The organism is Collinsella sp. BM28 (genome assembly GCF_054551995.1).
In genome coordinates this window covers 1,281,088-1,303,098 of sequence record NZ_JBTOLJ010000001.1, presented here as the reverse complement: position 1 = coordinate 1,303,098, position 22,011 = coordinate 1,281,088, and the positions used below count along the sequence as shown (strand labels likewise).

Annotated in this window: 16 protein-coding genes; 12 read left to right on the top strand and 4 right to left on the bottom strand. The window is 62.8% G+C overall.

The window, feature by feature from the left end; genetic code table 11:
* The first annotated feature begins 32 nt into the window (after positions 1-32).
* Together ACX9NZ_RS05715 and ACX9NZ_RS05710 are read left to right on the top strand one after the other, a co-directional pair.
* Positions 33-575, top strand: a complete 543-nt coding sequence (locus tag ACX9NZ_RS05715) for a DUF3284 domain-containing protein (RefSeq protein ID WP_294123896.1) — start codon at positions 33-35, stop codon at positions 573-575.
* 1 nt (position 576) lies between these two features.
* Positions 577-894, top strand: coding sequence for a PTS lactose/cellobiose transporter subunit IIA (locus tag ACX9NZ_RS05710; protein ID WP_294123898.1), 318 nt, complete (start codon positions 577-579; stop codon positions 892-894).
* A gap of 105 nt (positions 895-999) precedes the next feature.
* Here ACX9NZ_RS05710 and ACX9NZ_RS05705 read toward each other — a convergent pair whose 3' ends face one another.
* Positions 1,000-2,001: a LacI family DNA-binding transcriptional regulator gene (locus ACX9NZ_RS05705; protein ID WP_294123998.1), complete on the bottom strand. Its 1,002-nt coding sequence runs from the start codon at positions 1,999-2,001 to the stop codon at positions 1,000-1,002.
* Between the two features lie 297 nt (positions 2,002-2,298).
* Between ACX9NZ_RS05705 and rpsA the strand changes: the two genes are divergently transcribed.
* The 8 genes from rpsA to ACX9NZ_RS05665 all read left to right on the top strand — a co-directional run bounded on the left by rpsA (position 2,299) and on the right by ACX9NZ_RS05665 (position 12,479).
* Positions 2,299-3,459, top strand: coding sequence for a 30S ribosomal protein S1 (gene rpsA, locus ACX9NZ_RS05700; protein ID WP_118653551.1), 1,161 nt, complete (start codon positions 2,299-2,301; stop codon positions 3,457-3,459).
* A gap of 113 nt (positions 3,460-3,572) precedes the next feature.
* Entirely contained in the window at positions 3,573-4,247 is a 675-nt protein-coding gene (locus ACX9NZ_RS05695) for an HAD family hydrolase (RefSeq protein ID WP_294159459.1), read from the top strand.
* 150 nt (positions 4,248-4,397) lie between these two features.
* On the top strand, positions 4,398-5,825 hold the full coding sequence (locus tag ACX9NZ_RS05690; protein ID WP_407495633.1) for a Sapep family Mn(2+)-dependent dipeptidase: 1,428 nt from the start codon (positions 4,398-4,400) through the stop codon (positions 5,823-5,825).
* A 713-nt stretch (positions 5,826-6,538) separates the two neighbouring features.
* Positions 6,539-7,471: a phosphate ABC transporter substrate-binding protein gene (locus ACX9NZ_RS05685; RefSeq protein ID WP_118653548.1), complete on the top strand. Its 933-nt coding sequence runs from the start codon at positions 6,539-6,541 to the stop codon at positions 7,469-7,471.
* A gap of 33 nt (positions 7,472-7,504) precedes the next feature.
* A complete protein-coding gene (pstC, locus tag ACX9NZ_RS05680; RefSeq protein WP_294159455.1) occupies positions 7,505-8,416 on the top strand; it encodes a phosphate ABC transporter permease subunit PstC in 912 nt (303 codons plus the stop codon).
* Positions 8,409-9,350, top strand: a complete 942-nt coding sequence (gene pstA, locus ACX9NZ_RS05675) for a phosphate ABC transporter permease PstA (protein WP_407495630.1) — start codon at positions 8,409-8,411, stop codon at positions 9,348-9,350. The genes pstC and pstA overlap by 8 nt, the downstream gene beginning before the upstream one ends.
* Before the next feature lie 62 nt (positions 9,351-9,412).
* Complete coding sequence (gene pstB, locus ACX9NZ_RS05670; protein WP_294124007.1) at positions 9,413-10,222, top strand: phosphate ABC transporter ATP-binding protein PstB; 810 nt, start codon at positions 9,413-9,415, stop codon at positions 10,220-10,222.
* A gap of 244 nt (positions 10,223-10,466) precedes the next feature.
* Positions 10,467-12,479, top strand: a complete 2,013-nt coding sequence (locus ACX9NZ_RS05665) for an ABC-F family ATP-binding cassette domain-containing protein (protein WP_407495627.1) — start codon at positions 10,467-10,469, stop codon at positions 12,477-12,479.
* A gap of 191 nt (positions 12,480-12,670) precedes the next feature.
* On the opposite strand, the gene ppk1 is transcribed toward ACX9NZ_RS05665, so the two are convergent.
* The gene (gene ppk1, locus ACX9NZ_RS05660) at positions 12,671-15,055 is read right to left on the bottom strand and encodes a polyphosphate kinase 1 (RefSeq protein WP_407495625.1); all 2,385 of its coding nucleotides are present in this window, start codon (positions 15,053-15,055) and stop codon (positions 12,671-12,673) included.
* 283 nt (positions 15,056-15,338) lie between these two features.
* On the opposite strand from ppk1, the gene ACX9NZ_RS05655 reads away from it, so the two are divergent.
* A complete protein-coding gene (locus ACX9NZ_RS05655) occupies positions 15,339-16,421 on the top strand; it encodes a 6-phosphofructokinase (RefSeq protein WP_302741657.1) in 1,083 nt (360 codons plus the stop codon).
* Between the two features lie 5 nt (positions 16,422-16,426).
* On the opposite strand, the gene ACX9NZ_RS05650 is transcribed toward ACX9NZ_RS05655, so the two are convergent.
* Entirely contained in the window at positions 16,427-17,131 is a 705-nt protein-coding gene (locus ACX9NZ_RS05650) for a response regulator (RefSeq protein ID WP_118653543.1), read from the bottom strand.
* A complete protein-coding gene (locus tag ACX9NZ_RS05645) occupies positions 17,124-19,859 on the bottom strand; it encodes a sensor histidine kinase (protein WP_294123673.1) in 2,736 nt (911 codons plus the stop codon). The genes ACX9NZ_RS05650 and ACX9NZ_RS05645 overlap by 8 nt, the downstream gene beginning before the upstream one ends.
* Positions 19,860-20,180: 321 nt before the next feature.
* Here ACX9NZ_RS05645 and kdpA point away from each other — a divergent pair, with 321 nt between their 5' ends.
* Positions 20,181-22,004, top strand: coding sequence for a potassium-transporting ATPase subunit KdpA (kdpA, locus tag ACX9NZ_RS05640; protein WP_330006297.1), 1,824 nt, complete (start codon positions 20,181-20,183; stop codon positions 22,002-22,004).
* The last annotated feature ends 7 nt before the right edge of the window (positions 22,005-22,011 follow it).

The window sequence follows — 22,011 nt, the reverse complement described above, 5'->3', positions numbered from 1 at the left end:
CGCGTGGCGGGGCGCCCCTATGAGGAGGGTTAATGAAAGTACAGGTCAAGATGGGCATCAGTGCCGACGACCTCTTCGACAGCATCGTCACGTCGGTGCTTTACGACGTCGAGCAGGCGCGCGGCAAGAAGGTGCCGGCAAAGAAGCTCAAGGCGGGGTTCACCTATCAGAAGACGCTGAACGCCAAGCTCGGCGGTGCTCAGCATGTCACCACCAAGATCACCGAGTTCGAGCCCCCGCGCCTGTACGCCGCTTCCATCACCTCGTCGCGCGGCGTCAACACCGTGCGCTACGAGATTGAGCCCATCGAGGGACAGGACGCCATCAGCGTCGTCTACGAGGAGGGCTACGAGGGCGACAAGACCCTCAACGACCTCAACGGCAAACTCATGGGTACTCTGTACAGCCCCTTTGCCAAGCGTAAAATCAAGAAGCGTTTGCGTGACATGGAGGCCTACATCAAGGCGAGCGGCGCTTCCGTCCGAGACGACGAGTCCGATTCGGTATCCGCCAACGGCGAACTGCCGGAGGAGAGCCAAAGTGCGGCTGACAACGCCGCGGAGAGCGAGGAATAACATGGAAGACATGAACAAGATCGAGATGGCCTGCTTCGAGATCATCGCCAACGTGGGCTCCGCCCGCAGCTGCTTCATCGAGGCCATCGACCTCGCCGGCGAGGGCAAGATCGACGAGGCCGAGGCCCGTGTCGCCGAGGGCGAGCAGTTCTTCCTGGTCGGTCACGCTAAGCACGGCGAAATGATCGCCCAGGAGGCCTGCGGCGACCACATCGACCCGAGCATCATCCTCATTCACGCCGAGGACCAGCTCATGAGCGCCGAGACCTTCAAGATCTTGGCCGGCAAGTTCATCGACCTTGCGAAGAAGAACGCCTAGGCGCGCTCAACGACCGACCGACATCTTGCAGAAACGCGATGGCCCCGCAACCCAAGTCGGTTGCGGGGCCATCGCGTTATGGGCCGGGCGCCAATTACCAGTGCGCTATGCGTCCAGGCCGATGATGGAGGGCAACCAGGCGATGTCCTCGTCGGTATACGTGGTGCGACCCCTGCCCAAACGCCCCTCTTGAATCATGGAGAGGATCTCGCGCGCGGCGTTCGTGCCGATTTCGAGCGAGGGCGGGCACACCGTGGTGATGCTCGGGTGAAAGTAGGTCTTGGTGTCCAGGTAGTCATAGCATGCGAACGAGATGTCTTCGCCGATGCGCAGCCCAAGCTCGTTTAACGCCTGCTGGGCGCCTTGACTACGCCCGTAGTTGAGTGCGAAGACACAGTCCACGTGATCCTCGCAGACGAGGTGCATCATGTCGCGATACCCGCATTCGCGCGGATAGTCGCCAATGCGCACCACGGCGTTGTTGCGCGGCAGGCCCGCCTCGTCAAATGCCTCGAGCACACCTGCCAAGCGCTCGCGCGAGACGTATTCCTCTTGGATGCCGGCGAGCACGCCAATGCGTGCGTGGCCTGCGTGTATGATGCGGCGCGTCACTTCGCGGCAGCTTTTGCGATTGGCGGCGAGCATGTTGTCGACACATGGATAGGGAAGGGGGTTGGATATGGAGATGGTTGGGATCCCGCTCTGCTCGATGAGCTTGCGTGCGCGTTCGTCCTCAATCGCCTCGAAGAGGATGAGGCCGTCCACGCGGCGGTCGATGAGATTTTCGAGCTTGCGTATGAAGACCTCGCGATCCTCGCGAAATCCAGAGAGGATGATATTGTAGTCATTGAGCTCCATCTCGCGTTCCACCTGCGCAACAACGCTCACGGCAAAGTGGTTCAGCATATTGTTGATAAGCAGACCGATGGACATGCTCTGGTTGGAGCGCAAGCTGCGGGCAAGGTAGTTGCTGCGGTACCCGAGTTCCTCAATCGCCGCCTCGACGCGAGATTGATTGCCCGCTTTGAGTTGATGGCCGTTGAGGTAGCGCGAGACCGTTCCCGCCGACACACCGGCCCGTTTGGCGACTTCTTGGATGGTGGACACAAGGGCTCCTGGAATTGAATCGATTTGTGTATAGCATTTTACGTGAGGGCTCGAGGAAGGGGCGCGCCATTCGCGAAAGGTTTATTGCCGAGTACGAAAAAATCGCAGTTGACGCTTGAAAACGACTTTGTTTCCACGTAATCTACTGTTTCGTGAATGCATATGCTTCACATTAGTATCTGTCGGCCCCCGAGATTGTTCCAAACGGTGTGCGCGCGCTGGCGATTATCGCCTTAAGGCTCGCAACCATCTGCAGGTCAGGTAATCGGGGCCCCGTAGTTCGAAAGGGGTCCACCTTTGAGTGAGATTCAGAACTCGTCCATCTTCTCCCTCGACGACGTCGATACCGAGGAGATGAACAACCTCATCGACAACTCCATCACCGATTTCGATGAGGGTGACCTGGTCAACGGCACCGTTGTGAAGATCGAGCGCGACGAGGTCCTCGTCGACATCGGCTTCAAGTCCGAGGGCGTCATTCCTGTCCGCGAGCTCTCCATCCGTAAGGACGCCAACCCTGCCGACCTCGTGGCGCTGGGCGACTCCATCGAGGCGCTCGTGCTCCAGAAGGAGGACAAGGACGGTCGTCTGGTTCTCTCCAAGAAGCGCGCCGAGTACGAGCGTGCCTGGAATCGCATCGAGGAGAAGTTCAACGCCGGCGAGAACGTCGAGGGCGAGGTCATCGAGGTCGTCAAGGGCGGTCTTATCCTCGACATCGGCCTGCGCGGCTTCCTGCCCGCTTCCCTCGTTGACCTTCGCCGCGTGAAGGATCTCACCTCCTACCTCGGCACCTCTATCGAGGCTCGCGTCATCGAGATGGATCGCAACCGCAATAACGTCGTGCTCTCCCGTCGCGTGGTGCTCGAGGAGTCCCGCAAGGCCGAGCGCTCCGAGATCCTCTCCAAGCTCAAGAGCGGTATGCGTCTCAAGGGCACCGTTTCCTCCATCGTGGACTTCGGCGCCTTCGTGGATCTGGGCGGCATCGACGGCCTCATCCACATCTCCGAGCTCTCTTGGAACCACGTCAACCACCCCTCCGAGGTCGTCAAGGTCGGCCAGGAGGTCGAGGTCGAGGTTCTCGACGTCGATCTGAATCGCGAGCGCATCTCCCTCGGTCTCAAGCAGACTACCGAGGATCCGTGGCGCGCGCTCGTCAAGAAGTACCCCGTCGGCGCCATCGTCGAGGGCACCGTCACCAAGCTCGTGCCCTTCGGCGCGTTCGTTGACCTCGGTGACGGCATCGAGGGCCTGGTCCACATCTCCGAGATGGCTAACAAGCACGTTGACCAGCCGGCCCAGGTCACCGCTGTGGGTGCCAAGGTCCAGGTCAAGGTCATGGAGATCGACCTCGATCGTCGTCGCATCTCCCTCTCCATGAAGTCTGCTGCCGAGACCCTCGGCATCGAGATCGAGGTCACCCCGCTCGAGGGTGAGGAGAAGGCCGAGGACGCCGAGTAGCATTCCGGTGTAGCGCCTTTGAACCTTAGGTTCGCTGCAGACCCCGACGGGCACGGGCCCGTCGGGGTCTTTTCATCCCAAATGGCATATATGGACGTTGAAGGGAGCCGTATATGATCGCCGACTCCGAGATGCCCACGCGTCTTCGAGACCGTTCCGTCGTCCTCTTCGACTTCGATGGCACGCTGGCAGACACTGGCGGAGCCGTCATGCGAACTGCGCGCGCCGTGCTCCGCGCGCGGGGCATCGAGCCCACCGATGCCGATTTACGCAAGCTCCTGGGCCCGCCGCTCGTGTCGGGATTCGAGCGCGCGTTCGGCGTGACGCACGACACTGCGCTCTCACTCACTCAAGAGTATCGCGAGCTGTTCGACAAGACCGTCACTCCCTCCGACTTCCCGCCAATCGACGACGTGCCCTTCCTGCTCGATCGTCTAACGCTTGCGGGGCGGCGTATGTCGATCGCGACGTCGCGTAAGGAGTCGGGTGCTCGGAGTATGGTCGATCAGCTCGGCTGGACCGATCGGTTCGAGTGCGTCATGGGCCTCAATGAGCCCGTTCGCCTCACCAAGGCGGACTCCATCCGCGATGCCCTCGAGTATATGGGCGTTGACGCCGCCGACGTTGTGATGGTTGGGGACCGCCTCAACGATATCGAGGGTGCCCACGCCTGCGGTGTCCCCTGTATCGGCGTGTACACGGGTGCCGCCCAACCCGGTGAGCATGATGCCGCGGATGTGTCTTGCGGTTCTATGCTCGAGGTGGCGCGCGTGCTGGGTGTGGCCTAGCGGAATCGCGGCCCGCACCTCGGTCGCGCCGCGCCGCTTGTTTGCCGAGAGACCCGGGTCCGCTTGCCGAGGGTTTGCTCACGGGCTTTGCCCCATCCGGTTTATGGGGCACAATGGTCTAGATTGAACGTCTTCATGAAGGGAGTGCCCATGCGCACTGGAAGTATGGATGACATTGAGGCATATGTCGATGAGGTCTGGGAGGATGTGGTGGCCGACATCGCCGCCCTCGTCGCGCATCCTTCGGTCGCCGATGCTGGGAAATCGATGCCCGGCGCTCCTTTCGGTGCCACCGTGCGAGATGCCCTCGACTGCGCTCTCGACATCGCCCATCGCCTTGGATACGAGACGGGGGACGATGGGGGCTACGTCGGCATCGCCGATATCGCGGGGGAGCTTGATGGGCACATCGCTACGATAGCGCATGTCGACGTCGTTCCCGCTGGTCCCGGTTGGGCAACCGACCCCTATGTGATGGAGCGCCGCGAGGGTTGGCTGCTTGGCCGCGGCGTGATCGACGACAAGGGCCCGGCGGTGCTCTCGCTATACGCCGGTGCATACCTGCTGAGCCGCGGTATCAAGCCCCGCTACGGTTTCCGCGCGCTTTTGGGGTGCGATGAGGAGGTCGGGATGACCGACGTCCACCATTACCTCGAGTCTCATGAGCAGCCGCTGTTCCTCTTCACGCCGGATGCAGAGTTTCCCGTTTGCAATGCCGAGAAGGGTTGCTTTGGCGGCATGTTCGTGAGTGCGCCTATCAAAGACGGTGCCATCGAGTCGTGGAGTGGCGCGGATGCCACCAATGCCATTCCGAGCGAGTCGGTGTGTGTGCTTGCAGTCCCCGTCTCTGAGCTTCCCGCACCGCGGTCTCATGCGGAGCGCTTGACGGTTGAGCCGCTCGGGGAGGGGCGGTCCCGCATTTTCGCCAAGGGCATCGGCGGACATGCTTCGCTGCCTCAGGGTACCGTCAATGCCATTGCTCTGATTGTCGACTATCTGCAGGAGATCTCGGCCGAGCGGCCCGATCTCCTCTCTGAAGGCGAGCGCACCTATCTCAACCTGCTTTCCATCGTGCATGAGGGAACGGCAGGCGAGGGTTTGGGCATCGAGGCTGAGAGCGCGGCTTTCGGTCCGCTCACCTGCAACGCGGGCACGATCAAGGTTTCTGACGGGCGTATCTCGCAGACCATCGACGTTCGCTATCCCGATTCGATCACCTGCGACGAGATGTCCATGATCTGCCGTGCCCACGCGGCGCGGTATGGTGCAGAATTCGTGCTCGACAGCACCAAGGAGCCGTTCTCGACCTCGGCGGAGAGCCCCGCCGTGCAAGCGCTGCTCGACACATATCGCGAGGTTACGGGCAAACATGCCGAGCCGTTCTCCATGGGAGGCGGCACTTATGCCCGCAACTTCAAGAGTGCGGTGTCGTTCGGCCCCGAGGACAACGACCTCGAACTTCCCGAGTGGGCAGGCACCATGCACGGTCCCAACGAGGCGGCGAACGAGGCGCTTTTCCGCGGCGCTCTCAAGATGTATATCTTGGCTATTCTTCGCCTCAACGAGCTCGAGCTGTAAGAGACGCGGGCGCCGCGGAGAAAGAGCCACGGTGCCCCATTGCACGTGTGTATCGTATGCATGCAGGGATAGGACGGGAGACAATCGTGCCCAATTTCTGGGAGCAAATCTTCGGCTTCGTGATCATTGCGCTTTCCATGGTGTTTGGCGGCTACCTGTACCGCAGACGCCATGGCGACGACTCGGGACGAACGGGTACCGCGGGCCGCCCGAGGGCGAAACGTCCCCGTAAGAGGGGTTAAAAAATAGAATATGAGCGGTTATCCCGGCTCGCCGTATGCACACGCTTTAGCTGGACCATATCCGCATGATTCGACGGAAGAACGTGCGTGTATATTCAGCTGTTGCCAAATAAACCCCTCACTTTTTAAATAAAGACCCCCTTTATCGGCTTGGAAGATGCTTCAAACGCCGTTCGCCCTCGAATGGGCAGGGGGAATGTGGCGGGTTGGCCGGGTGGTTGTCCACGGCATAACGCATGGGCGTCAATCTCAGTCGTCTATGTAAGCCGCGGGTAAGCTGGGGCGCAGCGGGCGGTAATGGATGGTCAGAGAGCCGTAAGAGACGGCGAACGTGGAGGAATGGGCGGCGAACGCGCGGTATTGTGCTTGCGGTACGACGGATGGGGAGTTGAAGGTTCCCCATGGGGGCCTTAAGGACACGCCCCGGACCGTCCGCGCGCATTGCGCACGTTTGCTCTCGAAGGGAGAACCATGTTCGATTATTCCTGCTCTCGTCGCTCCTTCCTCGGTCTCGCTGGCAGTCTTGCCGCTGTCGCCGGTCTTGGTCTGGCTGGCTGCGGTGGCTCTGACGCTCCCGCTGCCGGCTCCGCCGATGCCGCCGCTACCGTGACGGGCGAGGTCACCTATGACGGTGCCTCCTCCTTCCAGGCGCTCGTCGAGGCTGCGGCCGAGCAGTTCATGAACGAGAACCCCGACTGCGTCATCTCTGGTTCCGGCAATGGTTCCGGCGCCGGCCTCACCGCCGTTTCCTCCGGAACCGTGACCATCGGCAACTCCGACGTCTTCGCCGAGACCAAGCTCGATGCCGACGCTGCCGCCAAGCTCGTCGACCATGAGGTCGCCGTCGTGGGTATGGGCCCGATCGTCTCCAAGAACGTTACCGTCGACGACCTGACCCTCGAGCAGCTCAAGGGAATCTTCGGCGGCACCATCACCAACTGGAGCGAGGTCGGTGGTGACGACGCTGAGATCGTCGTCGTCAACCGCAAGGAGGGGTCCGGCACCCGCGCCACCTTCGAGGCCGCCGTCTTCGGTGACGAGAAGAATACCTATAAGCCGGCTCAGCCCGAGCAGGACAAGTCCGGCGACGTCCAGACCCTCATGGGCTCCACCGATAACGCCATTTCCTACATCGACTTCTCCCACTTCGATGACTCCAAGTTCACCGCCATCAAGGTGGGCGGCGTGGAGCCGGAGAGCAAGAACGTCCTCGACAACAGCTTCCCCATCTGGGCGACCGAGCACATGTACTGCGCCGAGGATGCCGACGACGCCACCAAGGCGTTCCTCGATTACATGCTCTCCGACGACGTCCAGGGCTCCCTCGTTGAGGAGCAGGGCTTCATCCCCGTCTCCGAGATGCTGGTGACCAAGGATGCCGAGGGCAAGGTCTCCAAGAAGTAACTGTTGAAGTCACGAATTCTCGAAAGGTGCGGTATGGCAAAGCACATGCCCAAGCGCAACCTTGAGAGGGTCGGTCAGGGCGTCACGGGCGCGTGTGTAGCGCTCGTGACGCTTCTTGTCCTTGCGCTGATCGTCATGGTGGCGCAGAAGGGCATCTCGACCTTCGTCAAGGACGGTGTCGACGTCGTTGGGTTCTTTACCGGGACTGATTGGAGCCTCGCCAATGTCGACGAGGCGACGGGATTGCCGCAGACCGGCGCGCTTCCGCTTATCATCACGTCTTTTGCGGTCACGCTGCTTTCGACGGCAATTGCGCTTCCCATCGCGATTGGTTCCGCCATCTTTGCGGTTGAGATCGCCCCGGCGTTCGGAAAGCGCGTGTTCCAACCCATGGTCGAGCTGCTGGTGGGTATCCCGTCGGTCGTGTTCGGTCTCATCGGCTTCCATGTGGTGGTCGCCGCCTGTAAAGCCGTGTTTGGGACGCAGACGGGCATGGGTATCCTGCCCGGTGCCATCGTGCTCTCCGTCATGATCTTGCCTACCGTCACGACGCTTTCCATGGACGCGCTGCGCGCCGTACCCGATGGATATCGTCAGGGCTCGCTCGCCCTAGGCTATACCCGCTGGCAGACGATTTGGCACGTGGTGCTCAAGAGCGCCCTTCCCTCGCTCATGACCGCGGTTATTCTCGGCATGACGCGCGCCTTTGGCGAGACGCTCGCGGTGCGCATGGTCATCGGTGGCGCTGAGGTCATGCCCGCGTCCCTGTTGTCACCGGCATCCACCATCACGACCACGCTTACCACCAGCATGGCGATTTATGCGGATGGCTCCGTGCAAAAGGACGTCCTGTGGTCGCTGGGCCTGCTGCTCATGGGTATGTCGCTCATTTTCATCCTGATCATCCATCTCATTGGCAAGAAGGGGGCGAACGCCCGTGGCTGATATCTCTCAGGCGGCGTCCGCTCAGATGGGGGACATGCGTATCATTCGCCGTTCCCGCCGAGCCGATCGCTTCGCAACCGTGGCGCTTGCCGCCATCGCGGGACTCGTCATGTTCATCGTGGTCTCGATGGTCGCCTACATCCTATATGAGGGCCTTTCGACCTTGTTCACTCCTGGGTTCCTCACGCAGCCCAGCCGCTCCAACGGCGCTGCCGGTGGTGTGGCTTACCAGCTCTTCGATTCGTTCTATCTGTTGCTCATCACGCTGATCATCTCCGTTCCCGTGAGCTTGGGGGCTGCCGTGTTCCTCACGGAGTACGCACCCGACGGCCCCATCACGAGCATCGCGAGTACCGCCATCGAGACGCTGTCCTCCCTGCCGTCGATCGTCGTCGGCATGTTCGGCTTCCTCGTGTTCTCGGTGAATTTTGGCTGGAAGTACTCGATCATTTCCGGTGCGGTCGCGCTCACCATGTTCAATATCCCTATCTTGGTGCGCGTTATCCAGCAGGCCCTCGATGACGTTCCTCAGCACCAGCGCGATGCATGCCTGGCCATGGGCCTTACGCGCTGGGAGGCGACGGTCCACGTGCTGATTCCCGCCGCAATGCCCGCCATTGTGACGGGCGTGGTTCTTTCCGCCGGGCGTGTCTTCGGCGAGGCCGCGGCCCTGCTGTTCACCTCGGGCATGTCGAGCCCGGTGCGCCTGAACTTCCTCTCGCTCAACTTCTCAAGCCCCACGTGCGCATGGAACATCTTCCGACCGGGCGAGTCGCTTGCGGTGCACATTTACAAGATTTACGGTGAGGGAAGCCCCGAGGCGCAGCACATCGTATGGGGAACCGCCGCATTGCTGATGATTTGCGTCCTGCTGTTCAACGTGGCTTCTCGTTTGGCCGGTAAGGCTCTGGCGAAAAGGATGACGGCCGAATGAGTAACAAGTCTACCCAACATGACGTTTCCGCCCCCGTGGAGTCGAGTGCGTCCGAAGCCTTCATGGATAGCGTGCGCGCCGGTGCCGCCTCCGTGCAGCCTCGCGGTGCGACCGATGGCGAAGTCGTTCTCGAGGCGCGCGGCGTCAACGTGTATTACGGCGACAACCATGCGCTGCATGATACGTCCCTCGAATTCCACAAGGGCGAGATCACCGCACTCATCGGCCCTTCCGGTTGCGGCAAGTCGACGTTCCTACGCTCCCTCAACCTCATGAATCGAGAGATCCGCGGATGCCGCGTTGAGGGCGAGATCCTCTACGATGGCCGGAACATCAACACCCGCGAGGAGAACCTCTACGAGTTGCGCCGTTCCATCGGCATGGTGTTCCAGCAGCCCAATCCGTTCCGCAAGTCCATCTACGAGAACATCGTGTTCGCGCCCAAGCGCCATGGCCTCAAGGGCAAGGAGAACCTCGATGCGCTCGTGGAGGAGAGCCTGCGCGGCGCCGCCCTGTGGGACGAGGTCAAGGACAAGCTACACCAGAGCGCCTTTTCGCTTTCCGGTGGCCAGCAGCAGCGTCTGTGCATTGCGCGCACCCTCGCCATGCATCCCGACGTGATTTTGTTCGATGAACCGTGCTCTGCGCTCGACCCCATCTCCACGCTGGCGATCGAGGAGCTCATGCAGAGCATCGTGAAGGAGCGCGCCATCGTTATCGTGACGCACAACATGGAGCAGGCGAGCCGCGCCTCCAACCGAACGGCGTTCTTCTATATGGGCGACATGGTCGAGTACGGCGAGACGGAGCAGATCTTCCAGCGTCCTCGCGATAAGCGCCTGAACGACTACCTGACCGGCATGTTCTCGTAGACCGCCTATCACGCTTCGCGCCGTACCCTCGGGCATATCATCCCGTGCTCGGACAGTCCTGAACTCGCACGAAGGCCCCACTGGGGCCTTCGGCTCGTGCGGAACTGCGCGCGGGACGATATGCCCGAGGGTACGGCGCGGCACACTGTGGTTAAGTGCTCGTGTCTGCAATGTGGCGGGCGGGGCGGGTAGACGCCCTGCTAAGATGGATGGCTGTGAATACGATAGCGAGGAGCGTTTCGATATGGCCATTCTGCTCGGTTGCGACAGCGTGCATCTTGAGTTTCCTACCAAACTGATTGCGCAGAACGTGACGCTCGGCGTGAACGAGGGCGACCGCATCGGCATCGTGGGCAAGAATGGTGATGGCAAGTCGAGCCTGCTCGGCATTCTCTCGGGTGCGATCGAGCCGGACGCCGGACGCGTGACGCGCCGTCGTGATGTGACGGTGGGCGTCCTCGGTCAGCGCGACGCACTCGATGACGGCATGACCGTGCATCGTGCTGTGGTGGGCGACCTTCCCGAATACGAGTGGGCGTCGAGCCCGCGTGTGCGTCAGATTCTTGACGGTCTTATCGCCGACGTGCCCTGGGAGGGCCTGGTGGGCGAGCTCTCTGGTGGACAGCGTCGTCGTGTGGATCTGGCGCGCCTGCTTATTGGCGACTATGACGTGCTCATGCTCGACGAGCCCACCAACCATCTGGACATGCGTACCATCAACTGGCTCGCCGAGCATTTGAAGGCGCGGTGGCAGAAATCGAGCGGCGCAATGCTCGTGGTCACGCATGACCGCTGGTTTCTCGATGAAGTCTGCACCTCCATGTGGGAGGTGCACGACGGGTGTGTCGACCCCTTTGAGGGTGGGTACTCCGCCTACATCCTGCAGCGCGTCGAGCGCGATCGTATGGCGCAGGTAACCGAGGAGCGTCGCCGCAACATGGCCCGCAAGGAGCTTGCCTGGCTCTCTCGTGGTGCGCAGGCGCGTAGTACCAAGCCCAAGTTCCGCGTTGAGGCCGCCCGCGAGCTTATTGCCGACGTGCCTCCCGTGCGCAACGAGCTCGAGCTCAAGCGTCTCGCGGTGAGCCGCCTGGGCAAGCAGGTCATCGATGTGATCGATGTGGACGCGGGTTACGCAAGCTCCTTGGCCGCCGTGCGTGGCTCCAAGGAAGGCACAAGTTCTCTTGGCGGCTCCGCCGTGCCGGACAATCCTTCTGCTGTGGGCAATTCCGCTGCGGCGGACGGCTTCGCTGCCCGCGGCGTGTCTCCTGACGCCGTGGCTTTGGGTCGTCCCGTTCTTTCCGATGTGACCTGGCTTATTGGTGCGGGCGACCGCTACGGCCTGCTCGGCGAGAACGGCGCCGGTAAGACCACCTTGCTCAATATCATCCAGGACAAACTCAAGCCGCTCCGCGGACGCGTGAAGATTGGTTCCACGGTCCGGTTTGGCGTGCTGTCCCAGCAGCTCGACGAGTTAAAGCCCGTCGAGGACGATACCATTCGCGAGGTGCTTGCCCGCGGCAAGCGTTACGTGATGGTCGAGGGCAAGGAGACGAGCCCCGAGAAGCTGCTCGAGCGCCTCGGATTTACGCAGCAACAGATGTGGAGTCGTATCAAGGATCTTTCGGGTGGTCAGAAGCGCCGTTTGTCGTTGCTGCTGACCATTTTGGAGGAACCGAATGTCTTGATTTTGGACGAGCCGGGCAACGACCTCGATACCGACATGCTCGCTCTCGTGGAGGACCTGCTCGACAGCTGGCCGGGCACGCTCATCCTCGTGACGCACGACCGTTTCCTCATGGAACGTGTGACTGACCAGCAGTGGGCCCTCATAGGAGGCACGCTTCGCCACGTACCTGGTGGCGTGGACGAGTACCTGCGTTTGACGGAGGGCGCGTCTGCCGGCGGAGCGTCCCATCCTCAGGCGCCCGGGTTCGGTGGTGCTTTGGAAGCGGGGTCACCTTTGGGCGGCGGCGCGTCCGGTCAAGGAGCCGTCGCATCTGCCGTGGCGACACCTTCCCAGGCATGCGGACTGTCGAATGCGGAGCGCCAGCGCCTCAAGAAGGAGGTTGCTTCGCTCGAACGCAAAATGGAGACGCGTCGCGGCAAGGTCGAGGAGCTTGAGCAGGGGATGTTCGCCATCGACCCCACCGACTTCGCCGCCCTCACTGCGCAGCAGGAGGCAATTGCCCACGCTCGTGAGGAGCTTGATGAGCTCGAGATGGCTTGGCTCGAGGCCAGCGAGCAGCTCGAGGGCTAATGCGTATAACGTACCTGCCTCCTCGTGCATGATGTGAGGCGGCGCGGCATGTCAGCCGGATTTGACGGATCCGCGCGTAGAATGTCGAAATTGACGCGCTTCAATCGCGTATTTTTCGACATTACACGCGCGGTGCGCCGGCTGCCCGTCGAATACGAAAGCGTCCTCGTCTTGAAAACGGGTAATGGCGGCTAGGAGAGCATCTCGCGGAAGCCGCGCATCACCATGTGCCAGCCGCGCTTGAAGTTGCTCTCTTTGCCCTGTTCGGTACCCTTGTGGCCGTCTGTCTCTTGGGGCTCGACAGCTTGGTTGAGCTCGTTGGTTTCCGTTGTGGAGGCAACCGGTTGCGACGGCGTCGCATCGGCATTCGACGTGTCGGGCGCCCGGCCTGCACGGGGGTTCACCGTTTCCGCGTCATGTGCGATTTCGTCACGCGCGGCACGTTCGACCTCGACGGCTCGAGCCGCGCGTCGTTCCTCTGCGGCGCGAGCGCGGTTGGCAGCCTGCGTCATGAAGTGCTCCTGTGCATTGAAGGGCTCATCGCCCTCCGCTCGGGCAACGGGCTCCCAGGTGCCCTGCGCGCTCAGCTCACGAGCCTTCACGTTGTCGCGCAGCTGATCGGCCATGTAGTCGCGCGCCATGGCGCGACACGTGGGGTCGAGAACGGGATAGGCGATCTCCACACGGTGCTCGGTGTTGCGCGTCATCATGTCGGCGCTCGACAGGTAGACGGTGTCGGCGTCCTCACCGAAGGAGTACACGCGCGCGTGCTCCAGGAAGCGACCCACGATAGAGCGGATGTGCACGTTCTCGGTGCTGCCCTCGATGCCCGGCAGCATGCAGGATATCCCGCGGATGATCATATCGATGCGGACACCCGCTCGGCTTGCCTCGGCGATCTTATCGATGACCTCTCGGTCGGTGAGGGAGTTCATCTTGAAGAAGGCGTGGGCGGGCATGCCGGCGCGCGCACGGGCGATCTCGCGGTCGAGGCCGTCCATCACGAGGGGCTTGAGCCCGGCGGGCGCCACGCCGAGGTAGCGGTACTCGCCGCGCAGGTTGCCCAGGGTGAGGTTTCGGAAGAACGCGTTGGCGTCCTCGCCGATGCCCTCGTGCGCAGTCATGAGCATGAAGTCCGAGTACAGGCGTGCGGTCTTCTCGTTGAAGTTGCCGGTCCCCAGTAGGGTAATGCGGCGAATCTTCCCCTGGTCATGATAGGTGAGTTGGCAGATCTTGGAATGGCATTTGAAGCCCTCCGCACCGTAGATGACGGTGCAGCCCGCCTCCTCGAGGCGCTCCGCCCAGGCGATGTTGTTCTCCTCGTCAAAGCGCGCGCGGAGTTCCATCAGCACGGTCACCTCTTTGCCACGCTCGGCTGCGGAGATGAGCGACTCGCACAAACGCGACTGACGCGCTACGCGGTAGAGCGTGATGCGCAGCGAGATACAGGTGTCGTCGTGGGCGGCCTCGTTGATGAGGCCGAGAAGCGTGCCCATCGACTCGTAGGGGTAGAACAGCAGCTTGTCGCCGGCGAGCACCTGATCGCGCATGGAGTCACCCGGGCAAAACAGCGGGCTCGGCTGGGGGGCGAACGGAGGGAACAGGAGCCGGTCGCGCACGGTGGCGGGCAACTTGCCCTCCAGGGAGTAGATATATCCCAAGTCAAGGGGCATGGTAACCGACAGGACGGCCTGCTGGCTCAGTCCCAGTGCCTTGCGGATCGACTTGAGGGACTCGCGGGCGAAATCTCCGTGCACGGCGAGGAGCACGGGCTGGAGGCGCAAGCGCTTCTTGAGCACCTTCTTCATGTGCTGGCGGTAATCCTCGTCTTCCTCGACGCCCTCGCCGTCCGGGTCGAGGTCGGCGTTGCGCGTGACGCGGATTACCGCGCGATCCTGCGGGACATAGGAGCCAAAACACGATTCCAGGCACGCCAAGATGACATCCTCGAGCAGGATGTAGCGCAGCTGGCCGTCGTTTCTCGTGATCTCGACGACGCGGGGGAGCGAGCTTGGGACCTCGATGATGCCGAGGAGCCCTTGTTCGTCTTCGGAGGCGGCGGCGAGCGTGCAGACGATGTAGAGGGCTCCGTTGCGCAGGTTGGGGAAGGGGTGGCGCGGGTCGATGATGAGCGGCGAGAAGATGGGGAGCACGTTGCGGTCGAAGTAGCTGCGCACCGCATCGCGCTCGGCACCTATGAGCTCGGAGGGCGTGATGCGCTCGATGCCCTTGACGCGCAGGAGGGATTCGATGGCGTCGAGGGACGAGGCGGCTTTGGAGAACAATCCCGGCAACGCCGAGAATACGGCCGCCACTTGCTCGGAGGGGGTCATGCCGCTCTTGTTGTCGCGTGGCTGCCGCTTGAGGGTCGCCAGGCTTGAGAGTCCACCCATGCGGACCATGAGGAACTCATGCATGTTGCTCTCAAAAATCGCGATGAATTTGAGGCGCTCGAACAACGGCACCGTGTCGTCGAGGGACTCGGAGAGCACGCGTTCGTCGAAACGGAGCCAGGAAAGTTCACGGTTTTGGGTGTAATTCAAATCACGCTGCTTGTTGTGTCCGTCGTTGCCCATGATGGCTCCCTCGTGTTGCGGTGCTTGCCGGAAGTGGTGGTACCTGTGAAATCGCATGGATGTCTTTAGGTTATCGCCGTGCCTCGGTTCATGGTGAGTGTAACGCGCAAGCATGATGGACTCTTTACGCGATGCTTTCGAGCATGTTAAAGAATCGCGCGTATGTAAGCGATGCGCGCGGACACGCTGAGCGGGGCTTCGTTGGGCGTACACTGTTGAATATGTGAATAGACCGCGCTCGCCGCCCTTCAGGCGGCGTGTGCCATGAGCGTGAGGGGTACCTATGGTGCGAATCGGCCTTCTGACGAGCGGTGGCGACTGTCAGGCGCTCAACGCCACCATGCGTGGCATCGTAAAGACCGTCGTCAACCTGTCGACGGAGCCCGTTGAGATCTACGGGTTCGAGGACGGGTACCAGGGCATGATCTACAAGCGCTATCGCAAGATGGCACCGGTCGACTTCAGCGGCATCCTCACGCGCGGCGGGACCATCTTGGGCACGAGCCGCACGCCCTTCAAGCGCCTCGACACGCCCGAGGCCGACGGTGTGGACAAGGTCGCCGCCATGAAGGAGACCTATCGCGAGCTCAAGCTCGATTGTCTGTTTATGCTGGGCGGAAACGGCTCCACCAAGACGGCCAACCGCTTGCGCGAGGAGGGTCTCTCCGTCATTGCCCTGCCCAAGACCATCGACAACGACACCTGGGGCACCGACCTTACCTTTGGCTTCACGAGCGCGGTCGAGATCGCCACCAAGTGCATCGACGACATCCACACCACCGCGAGCAGCCACGGACGCGTCTTCGTGATCGAGATCATGGGCCATAAGGTGGGTTGGATTCCGCTGTACGCCGCGGTTGCGGGCGGTGCCGACGTCTGTCTGATTCCCGAGATCCCCTACGACATGGACAACGTGATCGCCGCGATCAATCGCCGCATGCAGGCCGGTGCCCGGTTCACCATCATCGTGGTCGCCGAGGGCGCTATCTCGCGCGATGAGGCGACGCTGTCCAAGAAGGAGTACAAGAAGCTCGTCGCGGCGCGCACCTCTCCGTCCATCGTCTACGACATCGCGCGCGAGATCGAGGCCCGCACCGGTCGCGAGACGCGTGTGGCAATCCCCGGTCACACGCAGCGCGGAGGCCAGCCCGATGCGCAGGACCGCGTGTTCGCCACGCAGTGCGGCGTCGAGGCGGCTTTGGGTTTCCTGGAGGGGGAGAGCGGCTTTATGGTCGCGCAGCGCTCTGGCAAGATGTGCCGCGTGCCGCTGGAGGAGGTCGCCGGCAAGCTCAAGTACGTCGACCCCGGCAGCGACCTGGTGCACGAGGCGCGTTCCCTGGGCATCTCCTTTGGCGACGAGGCCTGATCGGACTAGAGTCGCTGCATGCGGTAGCCCACGCCCACGTGCGTCTGGATCATCGTCGGGTGCGAGGGGTCGGCCTCTATCTTCTTGCGTAGGGTCCGCATGAACACGCGAAGACTCGCGATGTCGCTATCCCAGCTCGTCCCCCAGATTTCGCGCGTGATGAACGTGTGCGTGAGCACCTTGTCGACGTTTTTCGCCAAAAGCACGAGGAGCTTGTACTCGGTGGGCGTGAGCGAGAGCCGCTCGCCGTCGAGCTCGGCGTACCCCGCGGCATAGTCGATATGCAGGCCCCCGTTGTCGAAGGTGCTCGACTCGACGGAATCGGCCGCGGGCATGGCCGAGCGTCGCAAGTTGGCGCGCACGCGGGCGAGCATCTCCTCCACCGAGAAGGGCTTCGTTAGGTAGTCGTCCGCGCCGGCGTCGAGCGCGCCGATTTTATCCGAGTCTTCGGTGCGTGCCGAGATGACGATGATGGGCACCGCCGACCAGCTGCGGACCTTGGATATGACGTCCACGCCGTCGATGTCGGGCAGGCCGAGATCGAGCATGATGAGGGCGGGGTTGCGCGAGGCGGCGTCCAAGATGGCCGTCTCGCCATTCGTCGCCGCCTCGACGTCGTATCCATGCAGGCCGAGCGCGGTCGTCACGAGATTGCGGACCGCCGGGTCGTCCTCGACCACGAGTATGTTTGAGCGTGTGCCGTCATTCATGGATCTCGATCTCCTCGGCGGGAAGGGTGAAGCGGAAAACCGCTCCATGGGGGTGGTTGTCATGCACTTCGATGGTACCGCCATGCGCCTCTACAATCGAGCGGCACAGCGACAGCCCGAGCCCGAAGCTGCGATGGGAGTCCACGGGCAGCGCTTTGCTCGAGATGAAGAAGCGGTCGAAGACGTGCGGTTTGTCGCAGTCGGCCACGCCCGGCCCGTCGTCGGCGACCTCGACAACGACGAAGGCCCCGGCCCTTCGCGCGCCCACCGTCACGGTCGAGCCCTCGGGCGTGTACTTGAACGCGTTCACGACGAGGTTGGTGAGGACCTGCATGATGAGGTGGACGTCTATCTTTACCAAGAGGAGCTCGTCCGTATGCGCGGCGACGACCCGGTGGCCGCGCGCCCCGCGCGCGACATGGCCGAGGGCGGCGGCTATGACCTCATCCATGAGCTCCGAGGTGAGGTTGAGGTGCATGCCCGCATCCTCGACGCGCGTGATGGCGAGGAGGTTCTCGACGGTGTCGATCAGCCAGAGCGAGTCGTCGTAAATGGCGTCCGCGAGCTCGAGCCGTTTCGCGTCCCCGAGTTTCTCCCCACCATCGCGCAGCACGGCGGCAGATCCCGAGATCGCGGTGAGGGGCGTCCTCAGGTCATGGCCGATGGATCTAAGCAGGTTGGCGCGCAGCTGCTCGTTTTTGGCGAATACGGCGGCCTCCTCCCGCTCCCGCGCCGCCTTGTCGCTCTCGAGGGCGAGTGCGCACTCGCCGACGATCGACAAGACGATGGAGTGCTCGAACGCCTCGAGTCCGCGCCCCTTAAGATCGATGCCCACGACGCCGAACACCTCGTTGCCTGCGCGCACCGCAAGGTAGAGGCATTGCGCCTCTGGCAGGGTGTGAGTGCTCGCCCCAGCGTGCTTGTTGTTGTTGAAAGTCCACGTCGCCACGGCGCGCTCGTATTCGGTGAGCAGGGACGTGCGGTGGTCTTCGGCCCCGGCGCTCTCATACAGCGGCTCTCCGAGCAGGTCGCCGTCTGCGGGGTAGAAGACGACGTCGAGCCTGAGGAGCTTCACGAGCTGGCTCATGGCGATGCGCGCTCGTGCCTGGGGTCCCTGGGCCCGCTGCAGGAGCTGGTTGGTTTCGAGGAGCACGCGGGTCCTGAAGGCGTTTTTCGCCGAGGTACGCGCGTTGTCGGTGAGGCGCGCGGTGAGTTCGGCTGCCACCATTGCGGTCGCGAACATGATGACGAAGGTCACGAGGTAGCTTCGGTCGTAGCTGTCGAATGAGAACAGCGGCGTCACGAAGCAGAAGTTGTAGAGCACCACCGAGAGGATGCTCGACACGATGGTGCAGACGCGCCCCGTGGTCGTGACGGCCGTGAGCAGGGCCGTGAGGATGTAGAGGGAGATGATGCTCGAGTCGGCGAACCCGAGTCCGCGGAATGCGGTGCCAACTGCCGTGGCGATGGCGGATAGGCCCAGCGTGAGCAACATGTCCCGCCTGCTCGGCAGATGAGGTTCCGAGGCCGTTGGCCGGTCCTGCCCCCGCCTGGCCGGAACCGGCTGATCGGGGATGATGTAGATGTCGAGGTTCGGCGCGATGGCGATCAGCCTCTCCACGAGCGACTTGCGCCCGAAGAGCGCGTGATGCAGGCCACGCGCCTCGCCGGTGCGCCCCATGACGATCTTCGAGATGCCGGACAGTCGCGCGAACTCGGCGATCTGAAAGGCGATGTCGTCCCCATACACCGTTTCCACCTGCGCGCCGAGCTGTTCGGCGAGGGCGCTGTTCGATGAGAGGCGGGCACGTTCGTCCTCGTCCATGGTCTGGGTTCGCGGACTCTCGACGAATAGGGCGACGAGTTCGCCGTGGAAGGCCTTCGACAGCCGCGCGGCCGCCCGCACGATGCGCGGGTTCGTGGGGGCGGGGGAGAGGCAGACCAGGATGCGCTCGCTGGTGTAGTAGTCGCGGTTGCCGAGCACGCGCGCGGCGTCGGCGAGGCGCCCGGTGCGGTCCGCGCATCTGCGGAGGGCGATCTCGCGCAGCGCCGTGAGGTTCTCGATGCTGAAGAAGTTGCGCTGCGCGCGGTCGGCCTGCGCCGCGCGGTACACGAGTCCGGCCTTGAGGCGCTCGAGCAGGTCCTCGGGCTCGATATCCACGAGCTCGACCTGGTCGGCGTCATCGAAGACGCGGTCGGGGATGCGCTCGCGCACGACGACGCCCGTGATGGAGGCCACCATGTCGTTCAAGCTCTCGATGTGCTGGACGTTGACCGTGGTGTAGACGTCTATGCCGGTGCGCAGGAGCTCCTCGACATCTTGATAGCGCTTTTCATGGCGGCACCCCGGTGCATTGGTGTGCGCGAGTTCGTCGACGAGGATGAGCTGCGGCGCCCGGGCCAGGGCAGCGTCGAGGTCGAATTCCGCGAGTTCGATGCCGTTGTGCTCGATGGCCATATGCGGGATGCGCTCGATGCCCCGCGACAGGCGCGCCGTTGCGGGGCGCTCATGAGGTTCGATATAGCCGGCGACGACGTCCACGCCGCGCCTCTTGGCGGCGTGTGCGGCCTGGAGCATGGCGTAGGTCTTGCCCACGCCCGCGGCGTACCCGAAGAAGATCTTGAGGTGCCCTCGACGTCCGCGGCGCTCCTGTGTGTGGGCGTCCTGTTCGAGCGCTCTGAGCAGGAGGTCGGGGTTAGCCCGTACGTCGGATGCAGTGCGTGACATTGCGAGGCCTTTCTCGCCGGTGTGGATCGATTGCGGCGGTGGGATGGGCCGCCTCGAGCATGCGATGAGTATAGGGCTCCGTTCGGGGCGCCGCATCCGTCCAGCTGCATCTTTACGGCATCTTAAGGCCGGAGGGCATCACTCTAACACCGTTTTAATCCGCTTCGCCGTTTACTGTTCCCAGGCACTCGGGGAAGGGTGCCACCCGTGATTCTCGGAAGGAGCGGTTACATGAATGTCCTGATCCCGATCATAGGCATCACGTGCATCGGCCTGTTGATCTACTACATTTATATTTTGATGAGGAGTGATTCGTAAAGCATGAGTGCCATCATTCAGTACGCTCTGTACTTTGCCGTCCTCATCGCGCTCGCCATCCCCTTGGGGAAGTTCATGGCGCGCGTCATGGACGGTGAGCATACGTTTCTGTCGCCCGTGCTGGCTCCGGTGGAGCGAGGCGTCTATCGCCTCCTGCGTATCGATGCCTCCGAGCAGATGGGCTGGAAGCGCTACCTGGTGAGCGTCCTCGCCTTCTCGGGCATCGGGCTCGTGGTGCTCGTCGCGCTCCAGATGCTCCAGGCCGTCCTGCCGGGCAACCCGCAGCACCTGCCGGGCGTGCCGTGGGACCTGTCGTTCAACACGGCGGCTTCCTTCATCACCAACACCAACTGGCAGTCCTACTCCGGTGAGACCACCCTGTCCTACCTCGTGCAGTTCATGGGCCTCACCGTGCAGAACTTCGTCTCCGCTGGCACCGGCATCGCGGTCATGTTCGCTCTGATCCGCGGTTTCCGTCAGGTCAAGGAGCAGGGTCTGGGCTCCTTCTGGGTCGACCTCACCCGCACCGTCCTGTACGTGCTCATCCCGCTGAACCTCGTGTTCGGCATCTGCCTGGCCGCCGGCGGCGTCATCGCCAACTTCCAGCCGGCCCAGAAGGCCGAGCTCGTAGAGCCCGTCGCCGTCCAGCCCAACGCCGACGGCGGCTGGAGCGTCATCGACGGCGCCCAGATCGAGGGAGACACGGTCAAGGTCGACGGCAAGGTCGTCGAGGACGCGCGCGTGGTCACCGAGCAGTTCCTGCCCCAGGGCCCCGCGGCTCCTCAGGTCGCCATCAAGCAGTCCGGCACCAACGGCGGCGGCTTCTTCGGCGTGAACTCCGCCCATCCGTATGAGAACCCCAACGCCTTCACCAACATCATCGAGATGACCAGCCTGCTGCTGATCCCGGCCGCCTGCTGCTTCACCTTCGGCATCGGCGTCAAGAACACCAAGCAGGGCAAGGCCATCTTCGCCGCCATGCTCATCCTGCTGGTGATCTTCACCGGCGTCATCGCCGTCAACGAGCATGCGGGCACCCCGCAGCTGGCCGATGGCGGAGCGGTCAACATCGAGATGACCGACGGCCAGGCCGGCGGCAACATGGAGGGCAAGGAGAGCCGCTTCGGCATCGCCGCCTCCTCCACGTGGTCGGCTTACACCACCGCCGCCTCCAACGGCTCGGTCAACTCCATGCACGATTCCTACACCCCGCTGGGCGGTTTCGTCCAGATGCTCCAGATGGCCCTGGGCGAGGTCGTCTTCGGCGGCGTGGGCTGCGGCCTGTACGGCATGATCGGCTTCGCCATCCTCACGGTGTTCATCGCCGGCCTCATGGTCGGGCGCACGCCCGAGTTCCTGGGCAAGAAGATCGAGCCGGGCGAGATGCGCTGGGCGGTCGTCCTGTGCCTGGCAACCCCGTTCGCGATCCTGGTGTGCTCGGGCATCGCCTGCATGGTGCCCGGTCTTGCCGACCAGCTCAACAACGGCGGCGCGCACGGCTTCTCCGAGGTGCTGTACGCCTTCACCTCATGCGGTGGCAACAACGGCTCGGCGTTCGCGGGCATGAACTGCAACATCCCCTGGATCAACGTCATGCTCGGCCTCGAGATGCTGTTCGCCCGCTTCATGCCCATCGTCGGTACGCTGGCCATCGCCGGCTCGCTGGCCAAGAAGGGCAAGGTCGCCGAGAGCGCCGGTACCCTGTCTACCACCAACGGCATGTTCGTATTCCTGCTCGTGTTCATCGTTCTGCTGATCGGTGCCCTGAGCTTCTTCCCGGCCCTGGCGCTTGGCCCCGTTGCCGAGTTCTTCCAGATGATTGCGTAAAGGAGGG